The sequence below is a fragment of the Kitasatospora sp. NBC_01246 genome, assembly GCF_036226505.1.
Lineage (GTDB): Bacteria > Actinomycetota > Actinomycetes > Streptomycetales > Streptomycetaceae > Kitasatospora.
Map to the genome: position 1 here is coordinate 4,969,261 of NZ_CP108484.1, position 18,564 is coordinate 4,987,824.

Genomic DNA, 18,564 nt, shown 5'->3' on the forward strand with positions numbered 1-18,564 from the left:
CACAGGTGAGGAATCGCGTTGAGCCAGCGCCGCTCGTACCCCAACTCGGGTGACTTCAACCTGGACGATCTCTTCCGTCCCGAGCCGAGTCAGCCCCCGGGGCCGGACGCCCAGGGCCAGCTGCCGCCCCCGATGCCCGGCCAGCAGCCGCCGGCCGGGCTCCAGGGGCAGCAGCAGCCGCCCGGACAGCCCTCCGGGCAGCCGGAGTACCTCGGCGGCGGTGGGCACGGGCTGCCGGCCCAGGGCGCCTCGTGGGGCGGCCAGCCGCTGCCCGCCCAGGGCGCCCCGTGGAACGGCGCCCCGCAGGCCGCCCAGGCGCCGGAGACGCAGTACCTGCCGCCCTACCCCTCGGGGGACCCGCAGGCGGCCGGCTACCCGGCGCGGCCCGGGCACCAGCAGCCCGCTCCGGGCTATCCGCAGCAGCCTGACCACGGCTACCAGACCTACCAGCAGGCCCCGCCGGAGTACCCGGCCCCGCAGCAGGGGTACCCCGGGCAGGACTTCCCGACCCAGGCCGGCAACCGCGGTGGCGGGCGGTCGTCCGGCAAGCTGATCATCGGCGGGGTGGTGGCCGGCTGCGTGGCCGCCGGCCTCCTGGTCGTCGTGCTGATGAACGGGGACGACGACACGGCGGACCCGGGGAAGAAGGCCGCCCCGGCGGCCACCGGCAGCAGCACGGCCGGCAGCCCGCCGCCCGCGAGCGGTTCGGCGGCTGCCGTCAGCCCCGAGGTCAAGGCCCAGGCCCAGCCCCTCTCCGACCTGCTGGGCACCGCCAACGACAGCCGCCAGGCGGTGATCGGCGCGGTCGCCGCGGTGCAGAAGTGCGACAAGCTCCCCGAGTCCCAGCAGGCCCTGACCGAGGCCGCGGGGAAGCGCCGGGAGCTGCAGACCAAGCTCGCCGCGCTCAAGACGGACAAGCTGCCCGGCGGCCCGCAGCTGGTCGAGCAGCTCAACGCGGCCTGGCAGGCCTCGGCGACCGCGGACGACGAGTACGCGGCCTGGGCCGCCGACGCGCAGAGCGCCTGCGACCCCAAGAAGATCGACAACCAGCACTACAAGAACGCGGTCCAGGCCAGCGGGACCGCCACCCTCGCGAAGAAGCAGGCCTCCGGCCTGTGGAACACCATCGCCGGCCAGACCGGCCTGCCGACCCGCGGCGACGGCGACCTCTGACGGCGACGGGGCCCGCCCCGGCGGGGCCGGACCGGACATGCGGCGGGGCCGGCCCGGGTGACCGGTCCGGCCCCGCGGCGGGCCCCGTCGAGGCCGGTCAGGCCGGCGGCCGGCTCCCGGTGAGCACCCAGCGGACGTCCACGAAACCCGGCTGCTGCAGGGCCAGCCGGCCGCCCTTGACCACCTGGTAGGTCACCCAGGTGTTGACCAGCCGGGGCGACTCGGTGCTGGCCAGCATGTTGGTGGTGCCCCAGTTCAGCGGCGGGGTGAGCCCGACGTCGATCTGCTCGCCGCCGTCCAGCAGGGCGGTCACGGTCTTGGCGGTGAGCGGGCGGCCGGCGGCGGAGAGCCGGTCGGCGACCTGCCGGAAGACCTCGTAGGCGACCCAGGTGGTCTGCACCCCGGGGTCGGAGACGTCCACGCTGCGGCCGCCGGCGGAGTCGCCGGACACCACCGAGCGCAGCGCGTCCCAGACCTTGGCCGACTCCGGCGGGTACCAGCTGGTGACGAACGCGCCGGCCAGCGGGCCGCTGTCGCCGCCGGTGGAGTCGACCACCGACTGCTGGACGCTGCCGATCACCGAGGCGACCCGGGTGTTCTTGGGGCCCAGCCGGCGGTAGGAGTCCAGCAGGTTGCCGGTCGGCTCGGCGGCCAGCGCGGAGGTGATGCAGTTCCCCGGTTCGTCCTTGCCGATCGCCTTGCGGACGACCGGCGCGTAGTCGCTGGACTGCTCGGGCGCCTTGACGTCCAGCAGCTTGATCCCGGCCGGCTTCAGCGCGTTGGCCAGGTAGCCGAGCAGGTTGTCGCCGGCCGGGGTGTCCGGCCGGACCAGCGCGACGGCCTTGCAGCCGGCCTCCACCAGCTGCCGGCCGCTGCCGCCGATCAGCGCCGGCAGACCGCCGCCCACCGGGTAGGACAGCGGGCTGCTGAACTCGGGCTGGGAGAGCCCGTATCCGCCGATCAGCGGGATGCCGGCGCGCTCCAGGACGGGCATGAAGCTGTCCCCGTACTGGCTGTAGGAGCCGAGTACGGCGACCGCCTTGGCGTCCACGGCCTGCTGCGCGCAGGCCGCGGCCCCGTCGGCGGTGTTGTGCTCGTTGCAGGTCAGGACCCGCAGCGGGCGGCCGTTCAGACCGCCCTTGGCGTTGAGGTCGCGGCCGATGGCCTCGGCGAGGGCCGTCATGCCGGGCCGGTCCGCGGTGCCGGTGCCGGACGGGGCCCAGGTCATCACGGTCAGTTCGCCCTTGCCGGTGGCGGCGTCGGCCGGTCCGCCGCACGCGGAGGCCGAGAAGAGGGTGGGGAGCAGTGCCACGGTGATGGCGGCTGCGGCGATCGGGCGGCGGTTGCGCCGTGCCACGATCGGGTTCTGAGCCTGGGACGAGCCCTTGAGGCCGGTCATCGGTCTTCCCTCCCGGGGCGCTTCTGCTGCGTACCGGCCCAGCCAAGCCCGGGCGTCGCAAGCAGAGAGGGCCGAAAAGCGAACGAACGGCAAACGCCGACGGAACTCCGGATGGGGACGCGTGTAGATGGGGAGTGGAGCACGAACCGTCGGGGAACGTACGATCGCTGTCCATGTCCGCCAGCTCAGATTCTTCGTATCGGTCTTCCCGAAACCCTTCTCGTACGGGCCACCGCTCCAGCACGATGGGCGGCATGCCGCTCAACGACCTGCCCTGGTGGCGCTGGCGAGCCCGACTGCGCTCGGCGCTGCACATGCTGTCCGACCCCGGGTTCCAGCAGGAGACCTGGCTCTCCGGCCGGGAGGGCTTCGGGGACGTGACCGACGCCGTCTACCGGCTGGTCGAGGACACCTGGCTGGACCGCTGGTCCGCCGAGAAGTACGTCGGCACGATCTTCCGGGACTCGGCCGAGGCGGCGGTGGTGGACGTCGCGGTGCTGCGGGTGGTCCGGATCCTGCACCAGGTCGGCGCGGACGCCCCGGCCTCCGCCTACCTGGGGCACCACGGCTGGCCGGAGGCGGTCCGGGCGGCCCGGGAGGCCCACGTCAAGCTGGCGGTCAACGACGGCGAGGACCCGGACGCCCCGCCGCGCTCGCTGGACGTGCTGCGCATCCTGACCTCGTCCTGAGCCCTTCCTGAGCCCGTTCCGGGCGCTTCGGCGCGGACCCGCGCCGGCGGCCCGGGTCCCGGCCTGCCCGCCGGTGGGCCGGAGCGTCCCGCAGTGCGGGCAGCGGAACGGTCGCTGTCCAGGATGTGACACGCTGGACCATTCACCACCGGCACGACCTCAGGACGGGATATCCCCACCGTGGAACAGCAGACGGCCAGCGCCCAGTACGTCCTCACGCTGTCCTGCCCCGACAAGCAGGGCATCGTTCACGCGGTCTCCAGCTACCTCTTCATGACCGGCTGCAACATCATCGACAGCCAGCAGTTCGGGGACGGGGACAGCGGACTGTTCTTCATGCGGGTGCACTTCACCGCGGCCGAGCCGGTGAGCGTGGACAAGCTGCGGGCCAGCTTCGCCGCGATCGGCGCGTCGTTCGGGATGGAGTGGCAGATCCACCCGACCGAGGAGCGGATGCGGATCGTCCTGATGGTCAGCAAGTTCGGGCACTGCCTGAACGACCTGCTGTTCCGCACCCGGATCGGCGCGCTGCCGGTGGAGATCGCCGCGGTGGTCTCCAACCACACCGACTTCCGCGACCTCACCGAGGGCTACGGGATCCCCTTCCACCACATCCCGGTCACCCGGGACAACAAGGCCGCGGCCGAGCAGGAACTGCTGGACCTGGTGGCCGAGGAGAACGTCGAGCTGGTCGTGCTGGCCCGCTACATGCAGGTGCTCTCGGACGAGCTCTGCACCGCGCTGTCCGGCAAGGTGATCAACATCCACCACTCCTTCCTGCCGAGCTTCAAGGGCGCCAAGCCCTACCACCAGGCCCACACCCGGGGTGTGAAGCTGATCGGCGCCACTGCGCACTACGTCACCGCCGACCTCGACGAGGGCCCGATCATCGAGCAGGAGGTGGCCCGGGTGACCCACGACATCACCCCGGACCAGCTGGTCGCGCTCGGCCGGGACGTCGAGTGCCAGGCGCTGGCGCGCGCGGTGAAGTGGCACAGCGAGCACCGGGTGCTGCTCAACGGCACCCGCACGGTGGTCTTCACCTAGAGTCCGCCCGGGGTCTGCCCGCGCTGCCCGCCCGCGTCCCGTCCGTCCGCGTCCCGTCCGTCCGCGTCCCGTCCGCCCGCGTCCCGCCCGGCTAAGGGCGGGACAGCAGCGGCGCCGCCCGGAGCACCTCGCGGATCGCCGCCCGGTCGCCGTGCTCGCCGACCGGCACCCGGTCCGGGTCGCGGTGCGCGGCGGCCAGCTGGCAGAACTCCAGCCCGTCCAGGACCATCGCGGCCACCGGCTCACCGCCGGGCGGTCCGCACTCCGGGCCGTCCAGCGGTATCAGCCACTCGCCGGCGGCCGGTCCGTCGATGACCAGCCGGATCTGCCGGCCGGTCCGGGCGGTGCCGTCGGGCGGTCCGCCCGCGGGGGTCCCGGCGTGCTCGGGCCGGGAGGCCCGCAGGCCCGCCAGCGCGGCCGGGAGCATCCGTACGGCCAGGTCGACCATCTGCCGCAGGTGCTGCGGCGCCGGCGGGGCGTACGGGTAGGCGACCGCGCGGGCCACGTCCTCGCCGTGCACGTAGCACTCGAAGGCCCGGTCGACGAAGGCGTCGCGCAGCGGGACGGTCACGAAGCCGAAGTCCACCGGGGTGTTGCCCTGCGGGGCCAGGGCCGCGGTGCGGACCAGCTCGTGGCAGTGCCGGCGCCACCGGGCCCGGACCCGCTGCGGGGGCTGCCCGGCCTGCTCGGCGGTCAGCCGGGCGGTGCGCTCGGTGATCCCGGCCCACGGCGGGCCGCTCTGCCGGGGTACCCGGGGGAGCGGGGGAGCCGCGTCCTGCGGCGGCACCCGGCGGTCGGCCGTCGCCCCGCCGCCCGGGACGGGGTCGGGCAGCCCGAGGGCGAGCGCCACGTAGCCGTCCACCGCGGCGAGATGGCAGAGCACCTCGGCCGGGCGCAGGTACTCGGTACCGCCGTGCCAGGGGAGTTCGGCGACCTCCTGCCACTCCTCCGGGCCGAGGTCGCGCAGCAGTGCGTCGAGCTTGGCGGTCTCCGCGGTGTAGGGAACGCCCCAGGCGGGGACGGGCAGTTCGGCCGGCCGCCGGGTCAGGCACCAGTCGAGGACCTGCTGGCGCAGCGAGGCGGGCTGGTCGAGCGGCTCGTCGGCGGAGAGCCAGCCGGCCGCGTCCCGGAGCCGGGCGGCCTCCTCGGCGCAGCCCGGGCAGCCGCGCAGGTGCTGCTCCAACTCGGCGGCCTCGCGCCGCGGGCAGGCACCCAGGGCCCAGGCGCCGAGCAGCGAGCGCAGGGCCTCGTGCTGCTCCTCGGTGATGGTCACGTGCCCCCGCCCTCGTTCCCGTGGCGCGGTCCGTCGTGCCGGCGCCCGTCGTGCCGCTGTCCGTCGTCGTGCCGGCCTTCGTGGGGCTGTCCTTCGTGGTGCCGATCGTCGTGCCGCTGCCCCGGGTGACCCGGTCCCCCGTGCGGCGCGGTGCCCTGCCGCGGCCCGCCGTCGCACCCGTCGTGCCGCCGGCAGTCGGGCGGGCCCGGCTGCCGCTGATGGGCGCGCTCCTCGGCGAGTTCGGTGGCCAGCAGCTCCAGGCCGAGCCGCATCCGCTGCTTGGCGGTCTGCTCGGTGATGCCGAGCCGGCGGGCCGTCTCCTGGTAGGTGCGGCCGTCGTAGTACGACACCTCGATGGTCTCACGCAGGCTCTGCGGGAGGGAGTCGACCACGTACTGGACGCGGGCGGCGGTGGCCACGGCCCGGATCTCCTCCTCGACGGGCCCGCCCGGCGTGCCGGTGCCGTCCGCGCCCTCGACGCCCAGCGGGGCCTCGGCGGCCCGCCGGACCCGCAGGCGGTCGACGGCGCGGCTGTGCGTCAGGGCGCCGAGCCAGGAGCGGAGCGAGCCCCGGGTGGGGTCGAAGGCCTCGGGGTGCTCCCAGACGTGGGCGAATATCTCGCGGGTCAGCTGGGTGGCGGCGGCCTGGTCGGCCAGTATCCGCCCGGCCAGTCCGTGCACCATCGGCGCGAGCTGGTCGTACAGTTCGCCCAGCGCCGTCTCCTCGCCGCGGGCGAGGCGCCGTTGGAGCTGTTCGTCCCAGCGCGGGGCGCTGCCGGGGGTGGCCATCGGTAACCACCCTCCTACCGTGGGGTTCGCTGCCGTGCCCAACGGTATCCTGCGGCCTTCCGGGAGCGGGCGGATTCGGTACCGGAGGGGCCACCCGGTTTCGGATCGTCACATCGTGGGATCTGCCGCGGGTCCCGCTGTTCGAAGGCCGTTGGACATATGTCGCACGGGTGGTTCGCGAGTGGCGGGCGGCGCGCCCGGGGTGTCCGGCGGTAGGTTCGCCACTGCGTGTCCGGCCGGTCGGCCCGGGCCGGACGATCGCCGGTACGAGGCTCGCCAGAGTGAACGGGACAGTATGCACTGCCCTGTCCCCCGATCGTTGGAATATGCCCGAAGCGCTTGCTGCGGTCCGCCCGTCGAACCATCCTGAGGCGTATTCGTGTCGCAGCCGGAGCGCGACGGACGAGATGGCGCGGGCGCGACGTACCGGATGTGAACGTACGGCGGCCCGGCCTGCGGCGGCCCGGCGGGAGCCGGGACCAGCCGGCTGGACGATCCGGCCCGATCGAGACGATGGCCGAACTGCGAGTGCGGGTGGTGGAGCGGTGCAGGTTCTTCAGGTACAGCTTGCGGTGCGGGCGGACCCCGCGGAGGTCGGCCGGGCCCGCCGCTGGGTGCGCTCGCGGCTGCTCAACCACGGGGTGGACCCGGACGCTCCGATCGCCGAGACGGTCGTCCTGGTGGTCTCCGAACTGGTGACCAACGCCGTGGTGCACACCGGCTGTCCGGCCGTCCTGCGGCTCTGCTTCCCCGTCGACGACTCCCCGGCCGGGAGCGGTACTTCGGCGGCCGGCGGCTGCCCGCCGGCCGGCGGGCCGGTGGACGGGACGGGCTGCGGCGGCGCGCCGCGCGAGACGGCCGCGATCGGCCCGCTCCGGGTCGAGGTCGCCGACGCCAGCCAGGCCGCGCCGGCTCCCCGGCACGCGGGGCCGGACGCCGACGCCACCAACGGGCGGGGCCTGGAGCTGGTCGAACTGCTCTGCGACCGCTGGGGCTGGTATCCGGACGGTTCGGGCAAGCGCGTCTGGTGCGAGATCGGCGCCGGCGCGCCGCCGGTGGACCCGCTGACCGCCGTGGACTGGGCCGCACTGGCCCAGTGAGGCCCGACGATCAACGGGCCGAAACCTGACGCAACCATTCCGAATTTCGGACAACCCATTGACGTGACGTATCCGACTGATCACTCTGGGAGCAGCTCTCCGTTGCGAGGGGACGCCGAGGGAACACCCGAACGCCGCTGCGGTGCTGCTGTCCAGGGGGATCATGTCAGCAGGGGGGCCGTGGTACGCCGATCGCGCGGTGGCTCCTTGGCGAGTGCGGTGGGCTTTGCGCGGGTTCAGGGCCCGTGCTTCACGATCGGATGGCGGCGGGCCGTGCCGTGCTCGGGGTGCGTGCGGCCCGCCGCCGTCCGATCCGTGCGTTCCTCAGGGCCGGTTCCGGTCATTCGCCGCCCACTTGTCCGCCGCTGAGCGGCCCGCGGGGGTGGCGCCCCGTCAGTGCGACCGCTCCACCGACCGGAAGGTGCGCCGGTACGCGCTCGGCGCGACGTCCAGCCGCCCGCGCAGCCGCAGCCGCAGCGAGGCCGCCGTCCCGAAGCCGGACTCCCGGGCCACCTGGTCGATCGTCATGTCGGTGCTCTCCAGCAACTGGCGGGCGCGCTCGGCGCGCTGGACCGTCAGCCACTGGCCCGGGCTGCTGCCCGTCTCCTCGCGGAACCGCCGCGTGAAGCTCCGCACGCTCATGCCCGCCCGGTCGGCGAGCAGGCGCAGCGGGAGCGGCTGGTCCAGGTGCTCCAGCGCCCAGGCGCGGACCGCCGCGGCGCCGGGGCCGGCGTCGACGGCCGGGCGCGGGAGTTCGACGTACTGCTTCTGGCCGCCCTCGCGCCAGGGCGGCACCAGGCAGGTGCGGGCCACCGCGTTGGCCACCGCGCTGCCGTGGTCGCGGCGCACGATGTGCAGGCAGAGGTCGATGCCGGCCGCCACCCCGCCCGAGGTGAGGACGTCCCCGTCGTCGGTGAACAGGACGTCCGGATCGAGCCGGACCTTCGGGTACAGGGCGGCGAAGAGCTCGGTGTAGCGCCAGTGGGTGGTGGCCGGGCGGCCGTCCAGCAGTCCGGCGGCCGCCAGGACGAAGGAGCCGGTGCAGATCGACACCAGCCGGGTGCCGGGCCGGATCCTGGCCAGCGCGGCGACCAGGGCGGGATCGAGCCGGGCGTCGACCTCCCGGGGCCCCTGGTCCGCAGAGGCCGGGATCACCACGGTGTCCGCCCACTCCAGGAGTTCGGGCCCGTGGTCGACGGCGATCCGGAAGTCGGTACTGGTGGGGACCGGCCGGCCGTCCACGGTGCAGGTGGCCACCTGGTAGTGCGGCACGCCGTCGGCGTCCTTGGCCGACTCGAAGATCCTTGCGGGGATGCCCAGTTCGAAGGCGATCACCCTGTCGAGTGCCAGTACCGCGATCCTGTGCGCCATCGCGCCCGCCCTTCCGTTCCCCGCCGGCGCCCGCCGCCTGCCGCCGGGCACCCCGACGCCCGTCGCCCGGGCCGGCGACCAGCGTACGCCGAACCGCTGGCCCGATCTTTGCGAAAGCTGGCAGCCAGGCCACTCGTGGTCGTTCGGGCCGTTCGGGAGACTCGGCCGGGTGAACGAACGCCACACCCCCACCCCGGGCCCGACCGCCGCGCCGGCCCGCCCCGAGGCACCGGCCCCCGCACCGGACCTCGCCCCCTCCGGGCTCCCGCGGCCGGGCCGCACCGGCCGCCCCCGGCCGCACTACGCCTGGGTGGTCGCCGCGGTCTCGCTGCTGGTGCTGCTCGGATCGGCCGGCTTCCGCTCCACGCCCAGCCTGATGATGGACGCGCTGCACAACGAGTTCGGCTGGTCGATGGGGACGATATCCAGCGCCACCTCGGTCAACCTCGCGCTCTACGGCCTCACCGCTCCCTTCGCCGCCGCGCTGATGGACCGCTTCGGCGTCCGGCTGGTGGTGGTCTGCGCGCTGCTGACCATCTCGGTCGGCGCCGGGCTCACCATGCTGATGCGCGAGCCCTGGCAACTGGTCCTCTGCTGGGGCGTGCTGGTGGGCCTCGGCAGCGGCTCGATGGCCGGCGCGTTCGCCACCACCGTCACCGGCCGCTGGTTCCGGGCCCGCCAGGGCCTGGTCACCGGTGTGCTCACGGCCGCCGGCGCGGCCGGCAACCTGGTCTTCCTGCCGGTCGGCGCCTGGCTGGTGGAAGAGCACGGCTGGCGTTCGGCGGTCGTCGTCGTCTCGCTGGCGGCCAGCGCGGTCGCCGTCCCGGTGCTGCTGCTGATGCGCGAGCGCCCCGCCGACCTCGGCCTGCTCCCGTACGGCGCGACCGAGGAGCCGCCCCCGCCGGTGGCGGACAACCGGGCGCTGGCCCGCTCGCTGCGGGTGCTCCGGGACGCCTCCCGCAGCCGGGCGTTCTGGCTGCTGGCCGGCTCCTTCGCGATCTGCGGCGCGACGACGGCGGGGCTGGTCGGCACCCACTTCATCCCCGCCGCGCACGACCACGGCCTGCCGGTCACCACGGCGGCGAGCCTGCTGGCCCTGATCGGGATCTTCGACGTGATCGGCACCATCGCCAGCGGCTGGTTCACCGACCGCTTCGACTCCCGGCTGCTGCTGGTCGTCTACTACGCGCTGCGCGGGTTCTCGCTGTTCCTGCTGCCGCAGCTGTTCGCGGGTTCGCTGGAGCCGCCGATCCTGGCCTTCGTGATCTTCTACGGCCTGGACTGGGTGGCCACCGTCCCGCCGACCGTCGCGCTCTGCCGACGGCACTTCGGCGACGACGCGCCGATCGTCTTCGGCTGGGTGCTGGCCTGCCACCAGCTCGGCGCGGCCGCGGTGGCCGGGCTGGCCGGCCTCGCCCGGGACGCGCTCGGCACCTACGACCTCGCCTGGTACGCGGCCGGCGGGCTCTGCGCGGTCGCCGTGCTGCTCTGCCTGGCCCTGCGGGCGGACCGGCCGGGGGCGGGGGCGCCCGCGCCGAGCCTGTCGTGAGCGGACACTAGGCTCACCGTCATGACGCTCGCCTTCACCCTCGACCCCGAGCCCGGTCCGGACCTGCGCGCCGACATCGTCCGGCTCTGGACCGACGTCACCAACGCCGGCGGCGCGGTCGGCTTCGTGGCGCCGGTGACGGAGGACGAGGTCTGGAAGACCGCCGACCCGCACTTCGCCGGCCTCGCGCCCGCCGGGCCGGACCGGCTGCTGATCGCCCACGAGCGGGAGAGCGGCCGGCTGGCCGCCCTGCTCTTCCTCGACTCCATGCGGTTCGGCCTGATGGACCACTGGCGGCTGCTCAAGCGCGTCATGGTGCACCCCGACTTCCAGGGCCGCGGCTACGGCGCCGAGCTGATGGCCGAGGCCGAGCGGGTGGCCCGGGCCTGGGGGCTGGAGGGACTGCGGCTGACCCTGCGCGGCGGTCTCGGGCTGGAGGCCTTCTACGCCCGCTGCGGCTACACCGAGGTCGGCCGGGTCCCCGCCGCGATCCGGGTGGCCCCCGGGGACGACCGCGACGACGTCACGATGTGGTTGGACCTGCGTTGACGGACGGCCGCGCGGGGGCCGGGTGACCCGTGCCCCGCGCGGCGCGTCCGGCATGCTTCACTGGGATACCGGTCCGGTCCCCGCGCAGAGAAGGATGTGTCCCCCGTGAGCAGCAAGGTGAGCGACAAGTCCCACGCCACGCTCCGTTACACCTCCATGCGGGTCAGCATCTTCCTCGGCTGCCTGCTGGTCGCCCTGCTGCTGGGCCACTTCCAGGTCATCCCGGTCAAGGGGCAGACCGGCGCGATCTTCCTGTTCCTGGTGGCCGCCGTGGTCTCGGCGCCGCTCAGCTACGTGCTGCTGAGCCGGCAGCGCGACGCGATGTCGGCCCAGATCTCCGGCAGGGTCGACGGCCTCCGCAGCCGGACGGCCGCGCGGATCGCCGACCAGAACGCCGAGGAGGACGCGGCCGACGACGCCGCGCGCGCGACCGCCCTGCAGGGCTGATCCGCGTCACCGCCGTGCCCGCCCCCGACCCCGAGCCGCCGGCTGACCGCGAGCCGCCGGCCGGGCCGCTCTCCGAGCCGCTGCGCGAGCCGCTGCCCGGGCCCGCCGCGCCGCAGGGCGGGAGCGTCAGCGGCACCTGGCCGGCTCCGGTCCGCAAGCCCACCGGGCGGGACGTGGCACGGCTCGCCGGGGTCTCGCAGGCCACCGTCTCGCTGGTGTTCTCCGGCCCCGAGGCGGGCCGCCGGGTCTCCGACGCCACCCGGGAGCGCGTCCGGGAGGCGGCCCGCAGCCTCGGCTACCGCCCGCAGGCGGCCGGCCGGCAACTGCGGCTCGGCCGCAGCGGCATGATCCTGCTGGCCGTGCCGAACATCCTCGGCCCGTTCTTCGGCCGGGTGCTGGAGGGCGTCCACGAGGAGGCCGGCCGGCACGGCCTGGCCGTCGTGGTCAGCTCCGGCTGGGGGAGCGCCACCCTCGCCGACGCGGCCACCACCAGCCGGTTCGACGGCCTGCTGATCTGCTCCCCGGACGACAGCCAGCTCGGTGCGCTGCCCGCCGACACCCCCGCGGTCTTCCTGGACGCCGACCCCGGCACCGACCGGGCCCGGCCGACCGTCGAGCTGGACGTGGCCGGCGGCATGCGCGCCGCCGTCGAACACCTGGCCGGGCTGGGCCACCGGCGGATCGGCCGGCTGCGCTCCACCCACGCCGCGTACACCTTCCGGGTCCGCCAGGCCGCCTTCGAGCAGGCCGCCGCGGAACTCGGCCTGGACGTGGTCGAGCTGGGCGTCAGCCTCAACGAGGGCCAGCCCGCCGCCCGCGGCGCCGCCCGCCGGATGCTGGCGGGCCCCGACCGCCCGCACGCGGTGATCTGCGACGACGACGTGGTGGCCTCCGGGGTCTACCAGGCGGCCGCCGAACTCGGTCTGCGGGTGCCCGCGGACCTCTCGGTGGTCGGCATCGACAACATCCCGGTGGCCGAGCTGCTCACCCCGCCGCTCACCACAGTCGACCTGCCCGGCGAGGAGCTGGGCCGGGCCGGGGTCGCGGCCCTCGCGGACCTGCTCCGCGGCGAGCCGGTCGCGCCGGTGCCGCCGCTGGCGACCTCGCTGGTGCTGCGCTCCTCGACCGCGGCCGGGACCGCCGCGACCGGTACCCGCGCGGCCGGGAGCCCCGCCTCCGGCGCCTCGCCCACCGGCACCTCGCCCACCGGGACCGGCCGTTCGGATTAGTTCGGACAGGTGAACTGCCGTCAGGACGTCTCGCGCCGCAGCGGCGGGCGAATGAACCGACGATGAGATTCCGGCGTGCGGACGCTCCGATCAACGGTCTGATCACCGACACCCCTGCCGGTCGGGATGGAGTTCGTCGGCCGGACCCCGTCGACGGTCAGTGACCGCGCCCGTCGGCCAGACCACCCGGTCCGACGGGCGCGGTCACGTATGAGGGGTGGGTTCAGCCCACCGGTACCGGCTGCGCCACCGGGGCCGCCGGCAGCGGCTGGAACCAGCGGCGGGCGCCGAACAGCAGCAGCCCGCCCAGGCCGATCCCGCCGGCCGCGCAGAGCGCCACCGGGCGCAGCGAGTCCTCGGCGAGGTTGCCGGAGACGGCGTAGCCGAGCGAGTTGCCGGTCGCGAACAGCGTCACCAGCCAGGCGAACGCCTCGGTCACCGTGCCCACCGGGGCCAGCTCGGCGACCAGGACGAACGCGGCGGCCAGCAGCGGGGCCAGCCCGATCCCGGACAGGAAGGCCAGCGCGGCCATCGCGTACGGCCCGGGCAGCAGCACCAGCGGGAGGTAGGAGACGGCCATCCCGAGCGCCATCACCCAGGTGCGGGTCGCCGTTCCGCTGCGCCAGCGCACCGCCCCGTACCCGAGCGCGCCGAGCAGTCCGCCCAGCGCGGCCAGCGCCAGCAGCGTCCCCGCGCCGCCCGGCAGGCCGCCCTCGTGCGCCTCCGCGTAAGCGATGAACAGCACGTTCTGGGCACCGACCGCCCAGCCGGCGCCGGCCAGGCCGATCAGCAGCAGAACCAGGCCGGGCGAGCGGAGCGGCCCGAGCAGACCGGCCGAGTGCGCGCGCGGCGGTGCCTGCCAGGCCCGGGCCGGTCCGGCGGTGGCCACCACCAGGGCCCCGGCCAGCCCCAGCCCGGCCGCCACCCAGAGCGCCGCGACCGGGCTGAAGGCCCCGGCGATCCCGGCCACCGCGAGCGGGCCGGCCACGTAGAGGATCTGTTGCGAGGCGGAGTCGAAGGCGTACACGGTGTCGAGCTGCTCCTCGGCGACGACATCCGGCCAGAGCGAGCGCAGGCAGGGTTCGAGCGGTGGCATGGCCAGTCCGGCGATCGCGGCGCCGACCGGTGCGGCCAGTGCCGAGCCCGGCGCGAGTGCCAGGAGCGCGTACCCGCCGCCCGCGACCACGGCGGAGGCGAGCAGCACCCGCGGCTGGCCGGTGCGGTCCACGATCCGGCCGAGGACCGGCCCGCCCACGGCGGCCGAGATCGCGTAGGCGGCGGTGGCCAGCCCGATCCGGCTGTAAGGGGTGCCGGCCTCGCGCAGGGCCAGCGCGATCACCAGGGCGGTCATACCGGCGGGGAGGCGGCCGAGCAGGGTGCCGAGGAGCAGACGGCTGACGTGCGGGGCGCGGAGCAGGGCGACATAGCCCATGGACAGTTCTCCGGGTCGGGGCAGGGGAGGGCGGGGACTCTCTCCAAGTTATACGTATAACTGCTAAGTGGTCAATCGGACCCATGGTGCGATCTGATGGTGCGTCAGCCTCGTTCGTGTCCGGATTTACCCTTGCGCGGGTCACATCTCAAACAAGTACTTTGAACATCTCAAACCTTTACTGCTAACGTATCGGCCATGACCACCTCAGGAGCAGCGCGGATGTACGGCTCGGGCCCGGTGCCCACGGCCGCCCGCGCGTGCTGCCTGACGGGTGCTGTGGACAGCGCGCGCCGTTGTCGTGCCATGAGCTGTATCCAGGCGGCACGCCCCTGACGGGGCCGCGTCCTCCCGTCCGGCCCACCCGCCGTGCCGCCTTCCCCGCCTCACCCCACCGTCAGCAACGCCCTCCCCGGAGCCGCACCGTCATGTCCACAGCGCCCGAGGCGACCTCGTCGCCGTCCGTGCTCGCCAGAATCCGCAAGACCCCGTTCTGGGTCCAGATCGTCGCCGGCCTCGTGCTCGGCGTCGGCCTCGGCTACCTGGCCCGCGCGGCCGACATCTCCTGGCTGGCCACCACCCTGGAGACGATCGGCAAGATCTTCGTCCAGCTGCTGAAGCTGGCCGTCCCGCCGCTGGTCTTCACCGCGATCGTGGTGTCGGTCGCCAACCTGCGCAACGTCACCAACGCGGCCCGGCTGGCCGCCCGGACGCTGCTCTGGTTCCTGATCACCTCGCTGATCGCCGTCGCGATCGGCCTCGGCCTGGGCCTGCTGACCAACCCGGGCCACGGCACCGACCTGAAGACCGAGGGCCTGAAGGCGCCGAAGTCCACCGGTAGCTGGATCGACTTCCTGACCGGCATCTTCCCGACCAACATCGTCACCGCCTTCACCGAGGTCGAGGTCCTGCAGATCGTCTTCCTGGCGGTCGTGACCGGCGCGGCGATCATCAAGCTGGGCAAGAAGGCCGAGCCCGTCCTCAAGCTCAGCGAGTCCGTCCTGGAGCTCGTGCAGACGGCCCTCTGGTGGGTCATCCGGCTCTCGCCGCTCGGTACCCTCGGCCTGATCGGCAAGTCCGTCGCCAAGTACGGCTGGGACCTGCTGAAGCCCTTCGCCACGCTGACCATCGACGTCTACGTCGGCTGCGCCCTGGTGCTGTTCGTGGTCTACTCCCTGCTGCTGAAGTTCGTCGGCGGCCTCAACCCGCTGAACTTCTTCAAGGGCGCCTGGCCGGCCATCCAGCTGGCCTTCGTCTCCCGCTCCTCGGTCGGCACCCTGCCGGTCACCCGCCGCGTCACCGAGCGCCTCGGCGTCCCAAGCGAGTACGCCTCGTTCGCCGTGCCGTTCGGCGCGACCACCAAGATGGACGGCTGCGCCGCGATCTACCCCTCGCTGGCCGCGATCTTCGTCGCCCAGGTCTACGGCATCGACCTCGGCATCAAGGACTACCTGCTGATCGCCTTCGTCTCGGTCATCGGCTCGGCCGCCACCGCGGGCCTCACCGGCGCGATCGTGATGCTGACCCTGACCCTCTCCACCCTGGGCCTGCCCCTGGAGGGCGTCGGCCTCCTCCTCGCCATCGACCCGATCCTCGATATGGTCCGCACGGCCACGAACGTCGCCGGTCAAGCGGTCGTGCCGGTCCTGGTGGCGGCCCGGGAGAAGACGCTGGACCTGGTCGCCTACAACAACCCGCACGGCGACCTGTACGACGACGCCCCCGCGGCGGCCGTCCCGGCGCAGGCCTCCGCGAAGGCCCCCGCCGCGGCCTGACAGCCGCGCCCGCAGCACAACGGGCCCTCTCCCCACGCCGGGGGAGAGGGCCCGTTGCCGTCGGTTCAGCGGGCGGACGGCCCGGCGGCCCGCCCGGGCGACGGCCGCCGGTTCACCAGCGGCCGGTGAGCGGAGTGTCGGTGGCCTCGCCGAAGCGGAGGCTGTAGAGCGGAGCGCCGGAGTCCTGGAACGCGCCGTAGAAGCTCGCCGCGCCCGGCCGGTAGATGCCGACCTTGTCGGTCCCGCTGCCGTTCCAGTCGCCCTTGACCGGGATGTCGCCGGTGTCGCCGAACAGGACCGTGTGGTCGACGCCGATCGACGTGTTGGAGTCGCTCAGGTAGAACCCGTGCGTGCTCGGCCGGAAGATGCCGATGGTGTCCTTGCCGTCGCCGTTCCAGTCGCCCACCATCGGGACGTCGCCGGTGTCGCCGAACGGGACCGAGAAGGTGACGTTGGCGTTGTCGTTGGTCAGGTAGAACGCCCGGTCGCCCGGCCGGTAGATGCCGATGGTGTCCTTGCCGTCGCCGTTCCAGTCGCCCACCATCGGGATGTCGCCGGTGTCGCCGAACGGGACGGCGAGGGTGACGTTGGCGTTGTCGTTGGTCAGGTAGAACGCCCGGTCGCCCGGCCGGTAGATGCCGATGGTGTCCCGGCCCGGCCCGCTCCAGTGCCCGGTGAGCGGGATGTCGTTCGTCGAGCCGAACGGCGCGGCGTGGGTGAGGTTGCCGACGCTGTCGGCCAGCGCGAAGGTCTGGCTCGCGGGGCGGTAGATGCCGGTCTGGGTGGGCTTGCCGGTCGGCCTGGTGGTGACCTGGACGTCGAGGTAGTCCCGGTCGATGCCGATCGTGACGCCGCCCCAGGTCTCGGTGGCGTTGCCGTCGTACTGGTGGGCCCGCTGGTGCCCGGCCCAGGCGGTGCTCGGGAGCGCCGGGTCGGCGGTGTCCGCGACACCGTTCCAGCGCGCGGTGAACAGCGCGTCGGGCATGGCGTAGCCCTTGCCGCTCGCGGCCGTGGCGACCAGGTCCGCCATGCCGGTGGCGGCACTGCTGTAGAGGCCCGAGTTGTAGCCCAGCGCGTGGAGTTCGGTCGTCCAGGCGGAGAGGAACGGCTGGACCACCCCGGAGTAGGCTGCGACGTTGTAGGACTCCATGTCGTAGTACAGGACGCTCCCGGGGCTGAGCCCGAGGGCGGCGGCCTGCGCCACGGCGTCGTCGGCCGCGGCGGTGCCCTGCGCGGCCGGCGAGGTGATCCGCGAGGCCTGGGCACCGACGTACACCGGCAGGAAGCGCCAGCCGGCGGTGTACTGCTGCTGCATCCAGGCGGCCGTCAGGTTGGGCTGGGCGCAGGCCCGGGCCGCTCCGCCGATGTAGATGCCGACGGCCTGGTAGGGCGAGTCGGCGCGCCAGGCGCTCATCGCGGCGGAGTCGGGTGCGGTGCAGGCGTCGAAGCCCTTGCCGGTGTACCTGGTCGCGTCGGCCGGCAGTGCGGGCGCGGCGGCCGTGGTCGCGGCGGCGGACCCGGTGGCGGGCGTTCCCGCGGCCGGCGCCGCCGCGGCCGGGCCCGGCTTCCGCGCCGGGCCGGCCGGGAACCCGGCCGAGGCGAGGATCGTCCGGACCAGCGCCTGGTCGTCGCCGTACACGCCGGTGGCCGTGACGCCCGGGGCGGTGGCGCGGACCTCGCGGTCGATCTCCGACACGGTCGTGGCGGACGGGGCGCCCTCGGCGCCGGGCTCCAGGAGCAGCGCCTCGGTCCGGCCCACCAGGTGGGCGGGGCAGTCCTGCCGGGCCCCCGGCGTGCCGAGGTAGACGGCGTGCTGGTCGAAGCGCACGCAGGCCGTCGGATCGGCCGTCAGGTCGATCACGGGCCAGTCGGCCGGCACCGTGAACGTGTGTCCGAGGTAGGAGACGTTCTTGCCGGGGGCCGGCGAGGTGCCGGGCGCGGCCTGCGCCGGTCCCAGAGCCGCGACGGACAGGACCGCCGTCGCGCCGAGGGCGGTGAGTATTCGGCGGCGGGCGCCGGAATGGGTGGTGATGACGTTCTCCCTGGGGAAACGGCCCCGGCGGTGCCGGGGCTCACGGCTGTGCCGCGCGCCCGGGCACCGGTGACCGGGCCGGGAGGCGGCAGCACAGCATAGGGATCACGTCTGACAGTCCGACAACAGCTTTACGTTCCAGGTGGTGTCGCCACGAGCGGTGCCGGTCGGGCGCCGGAGCCCGCCGTCCCGGGGCGGGCCGTCGGTCACGCCGTCGGTCACGCCGTCGACCGGCGGCGGAGCAGGGGCGGGCGGGGCCGGGAGAGGGTCGGAGGGGCCGCGGCCGCCGGGAGTGGGCACCTGTGCGGGGTTCCGCGAGACCGGCGCCGGGCCGGGAAAGGCAGGGGGCCCGGCAGCTGGCCGGGCCCCCTTGGGTACTGCTCTTGTGCTCATGATGACGGCCGCGGGGGCCGTCTGCGGACCCGAGGGGTCCCGAGCGATCAGGTCATCAGAGGATGATCAGATAGCGGTAACGTTCTCCGCCTGCGGGCCCTTCGGACCCTGGGTGACGTCGAAGCTGACCGCCTGGTTCTCCTCCAGCGAGCGGAAACCGTTCGCGTTGATGGCGGAGTAGTGGACGAAGACGTCGGGGCCGCCGCCCTCCTGGGCGATGAAGCCGAAGCCCTTCTCAGCGTTGAACCACTTGACGGTTCCCTGAGCCATGCCGTTCTCCTTGCGAGGGACGTATTGGGGGCCACACCGTGTGGCACC

The 18,564-nt window shown here is 74.1% G+C and carries 16 protein-coding genes; 9 read left to right on the plus strand and 7 right to left on the minus strand.

Features of this window, described 5'->3' with window-relative positions; all coding sequences use genetic code 11:
• Window positions 1-18: 18 nt before the first annotated feature.
• Window positions 19-1,173, plus strand: coding sequence for a hypothetical protein (locus OG618_RS21800; RefSeq protein WP_329489214.1), 1,155 nt, complete (start codon window positions 19-21; stop codon window positions 1,171-1,173).
• 97 nt (window positions 1,174-1,270) lie between these two features.
• Here OG618_RS21800 and OG618_RS21805 read toward each other — a convergent pair whose 3' ends face one another.
• Entirely contained in the window at window positions 1,271-2,572 is a 1,302-nt protein-coding gene (locus OG618_RS21805; RefSeq protein ID WP_329489215.1) for an ABC transporter substrate-binding protein, read from the minus strand.
• A 245-nt stretch (window positions 2,573-2,817) separates the two neighbouring features.
• Here OG618_RS21805 and OG618_RS21810 point away from each other — a divergent pair, with 245 nt between their 5' ends.
• The gene (locus tag OG618_RS21810) at window positions 2,818-3,261 is read left to right on the plus strand and encodes an SCO4402 family protein (protein ID WP_442906840.1); all 444 of its coding nucleotides are present in this window, start codon (window positions 2,818-2,820) and stop codon (window positions 3,259-3,261) included.
• A gap of 180 nt (window positions 3,262-3,441) precedes the next feature.
• Window positions 3,442-4,308 (plus strand): formyltetrahydrofolate deformylase, encoded by an 867-nt coding sequence (gene purU / locus OG618_RS21815; protein WP_442906841.1) that lies wholly within the window; start codon window positions 3,442-3,444, stop codon window positions 4,306-4,308.
• A 91-nt stretch (window positions 4,309-4,399) separates the two neighbouring features.
• Here purU and OG618_RS21820 read toward each other — a convergent pair whose 3' ends face one another.
• Together OG618_RS21820 and OG618_RS21825 are read right to left on the minus strand one after the other, a co-directional pair.
• On the minus strand, window positions 4,400-5,581 hold the full coding sequence (locus OG618_RS21820; protein WP_329489217.1) for a zf-HC2 domain-containing protein: 1,182 nt from the start codon (window positions 5,579-5,581) through the stop codon (window positions 4,400-4,402).
• Window positions 5,578-6,369 carry a sigma-70 family RNA polymerase sigma factor gene (locus OG618_RS21825; protein WP_329489218.1) on the minus strand — a complete coding sequence of 264 codons (792 nt, stop codon included), beginning with the start codon at window positions 6,367-6,369 and terminating at the stop codon, window positions 5,578-5,580. The genes OG618_RS21820 and OG618_RS21825 overlap by 4 nt, the downstream gene beginning before the upstream one ends.
• Before the next feature lie 545 nt (window positions 6,370-6,914).
• On the opposite strand from OG618_RS21825, the gene OG618_RS21830 reads away from it, so the two are divergent.
• Complete coding sequence (locus OG618_RS21830; protein WP_329489219.1) at window positions 6,915-7,469, plus strand: ATP-binding protein; 555 nt, start codon at window positions 6,915-6,917, stop codon at window positions 7,467-7,469.
• Between the two features lie 393 nt (window positions 7,470-7,862).
• Here OG618_RS21830 and OG618_RS21835 read toward each other — a convergent pair whose 3' ends face one another.
• Window positions 7,863-8,840: a GlxA family transcriptional regulator gene (locus OG618_RS21835; RefSeq protein ID WP_329489220.1), complete on the minus strand. Its 978-nt coding sequence runs from the start codon at window positions 8,838-8,840 to the stop codon at window positions 7,863-7,865.
• 169 nt (window positions 8,841-9,009) lie between these two features.
• On the opposite strand from OG618_RS21835, the gene OG618_RS21840 reads away from it, so the two are divergent.
• From OG618_RS21840 to OG618_RS21855, 4 genes are all read left to right on the plus strand, one after another.
• A complete protein-coding gene (locus OG618_RS21840; protein ID WP_329489221.1) occupies window positions 9,010-10,389 on the plus strand; it encodes an MFS transporter in 1,380 nt (459 codons plus the stop codon).
• A gap of 21 nt (window positions 10,390-10,410) precedes the next feature.
• Window positions 10,411-10,938: a GNAT family N-acetyltransferase gene (locus tag OG618_RS21845; RefSeq protein ID WP_329489222.1), complete on the plus strand. Its 528-nt coding sequence runs from the start codon at window positions 10,411-10,413 to the stop codon at window positions 10,936-10,938.
• A 105-nt stretch (window positions 10,939-11,043) separates the two neighbouring features.
• Window positions 11,044-11,385, plus strand: a complete 342-nt coding sequence (locus tag OG618_RS21850; protein WP_329489223.1) for a DUF4229 domain-containing protein — start codon at window positions 11,044-11,046, stop codon at window positions 11,383-11,385.
• Between the two features lie 14 nt (window positions 11,386-11,399).
• Window positions 11,400-12,614: a LacI family DNA-binding transcriptional regulator gene (locus OG618_RS21855; RefSeq protein WP_329489224.1), complete on the plus strand. Its 1,215-nt coding sequence runs from the start codon at window positions 11,400-11,402 to the stop codon at window positions 12,612-12,614.
• Window positions 12,615-12,837: 223 nt separating this feature from the next.
• Here the strand turns inward: OG618_RS21855 and OG618_RS21860 are convergent, their stop codons facing one another.
• Window positions 12,838-14,046 carry an MFS transporter gene (locus OG618_RS21860; RefSeq protein WP_442906842.1) on the minus strand — a complete coding sequence of 403 codons (1,209 nt, stop codon included), beginning with the start codon at window positions 14,044-14,046 and terminating at the stop codon, window positions 12,838-12,840.
• 428 nt (window positions 14,047-14,474) lie between these two features.
• Between OG618_RS21860 and OG618_RS21865 the strand changes: the two genes are divergently transcribed.
• Window positions 14,475-15,821 (plus strand): dicarboxylate/amino acid:cation symporter, encoded by a 1,347-nt coding sequence (locus OG618_RS21865; RefSeq protein ID WP_329489225.1) that lies wholly within the window; start codon window positions 14,475-14,477, stop codon window positions 15,819-15,821.
• Between the two features lie 112 nt (window positions 15,822-15,933).
• On the opposite strand, the gene OG618_RS21870 is transcribed toward OG618_RS21865, so the two are convergent.
• Window positions 15,934-17,700: a DUF1906 domain-containing protein gene (locus OG618_RS21870; protein ID WP_329489226.1), complete on the minus strand. Its 1,767-nt coding sequence runs from the start codon at window positions 17,698-17,700 to the stop codon at window positions 15,934-15,936.
• Window positions 17,701-18,312: 612 nt separating this feature from the next.
• Window positions 18,313-18,516 carry a cold-shock protein gene (locus OG618_RS21875; RefSeq protein ID WP_057227626.1) on the minus strand — a complete coding sequence of 68 codons (204 nt, stop codon included), beginning with the start codon at window positions 18,514-18,516 and terminating at the stop codon, window positions 18,313-18,315.
• Window positions 18,517-18,564 lie beyond the last annotated feature (48 nt).

Coding starts and splice junctions, on each gene's coding strand:
- OG618_RS21805 (WP_329489215.1), bottom strand. CDS start 2,572: ATGACCGGCCTCAAGGGCTCGTCCCAGGCTCAGAACCCGATCGTGGCA.
- OG618_RS21865 (WP_329489225.1), top strand. CDS start 14,475: ATGTCCACAGCGCCCGAGGCGACCTCGTCGCCGTCCGTGCTCGCCAGA.
- OG618_RS21860 (WP_442906842.1), bottom strand. CDS start 14,046: ATGGGCTATGTCGCCCTGCTCCGCGCCCCGCACGTCAGCCGTCTGCTC.
- OG618_RS21825 (WP_329489218.1), bottom strand. CDS start 6,369: ATGGCCACCCCCGGCAGCGCCCCGCGCTGGGACGAACAGCTCCAACGG.
- OG618_RS21875 (WP_057227626.1), bottom strand. CDS start 18,516: ATGGCTCAGGGAACCGTCAAGTGGTTCAACGCTGAGAAGGGCTTCGGC.
- OG618_RS21835 (WP_329489220.1), bottom strand. CDS start 8,840: ATGGCGCACAGGATCGCGGTACTGGCACTCGACAGGGTGATCGCCTTC.
- OG618_RS21810 (WP_442906840.1), top strand. CDS start 2,818: ATGGGCGGCATGCCGCTCAACGACCTGCCCTGGTGGCGCTGGCGAGCC.
- OG618_RS21845 (WP_329489222.1), top strand. CDS start 10,411: ATGACGCTCGCCTTCACCCTCGACCCCGAGCCCGGTCCGGACCTGCGC.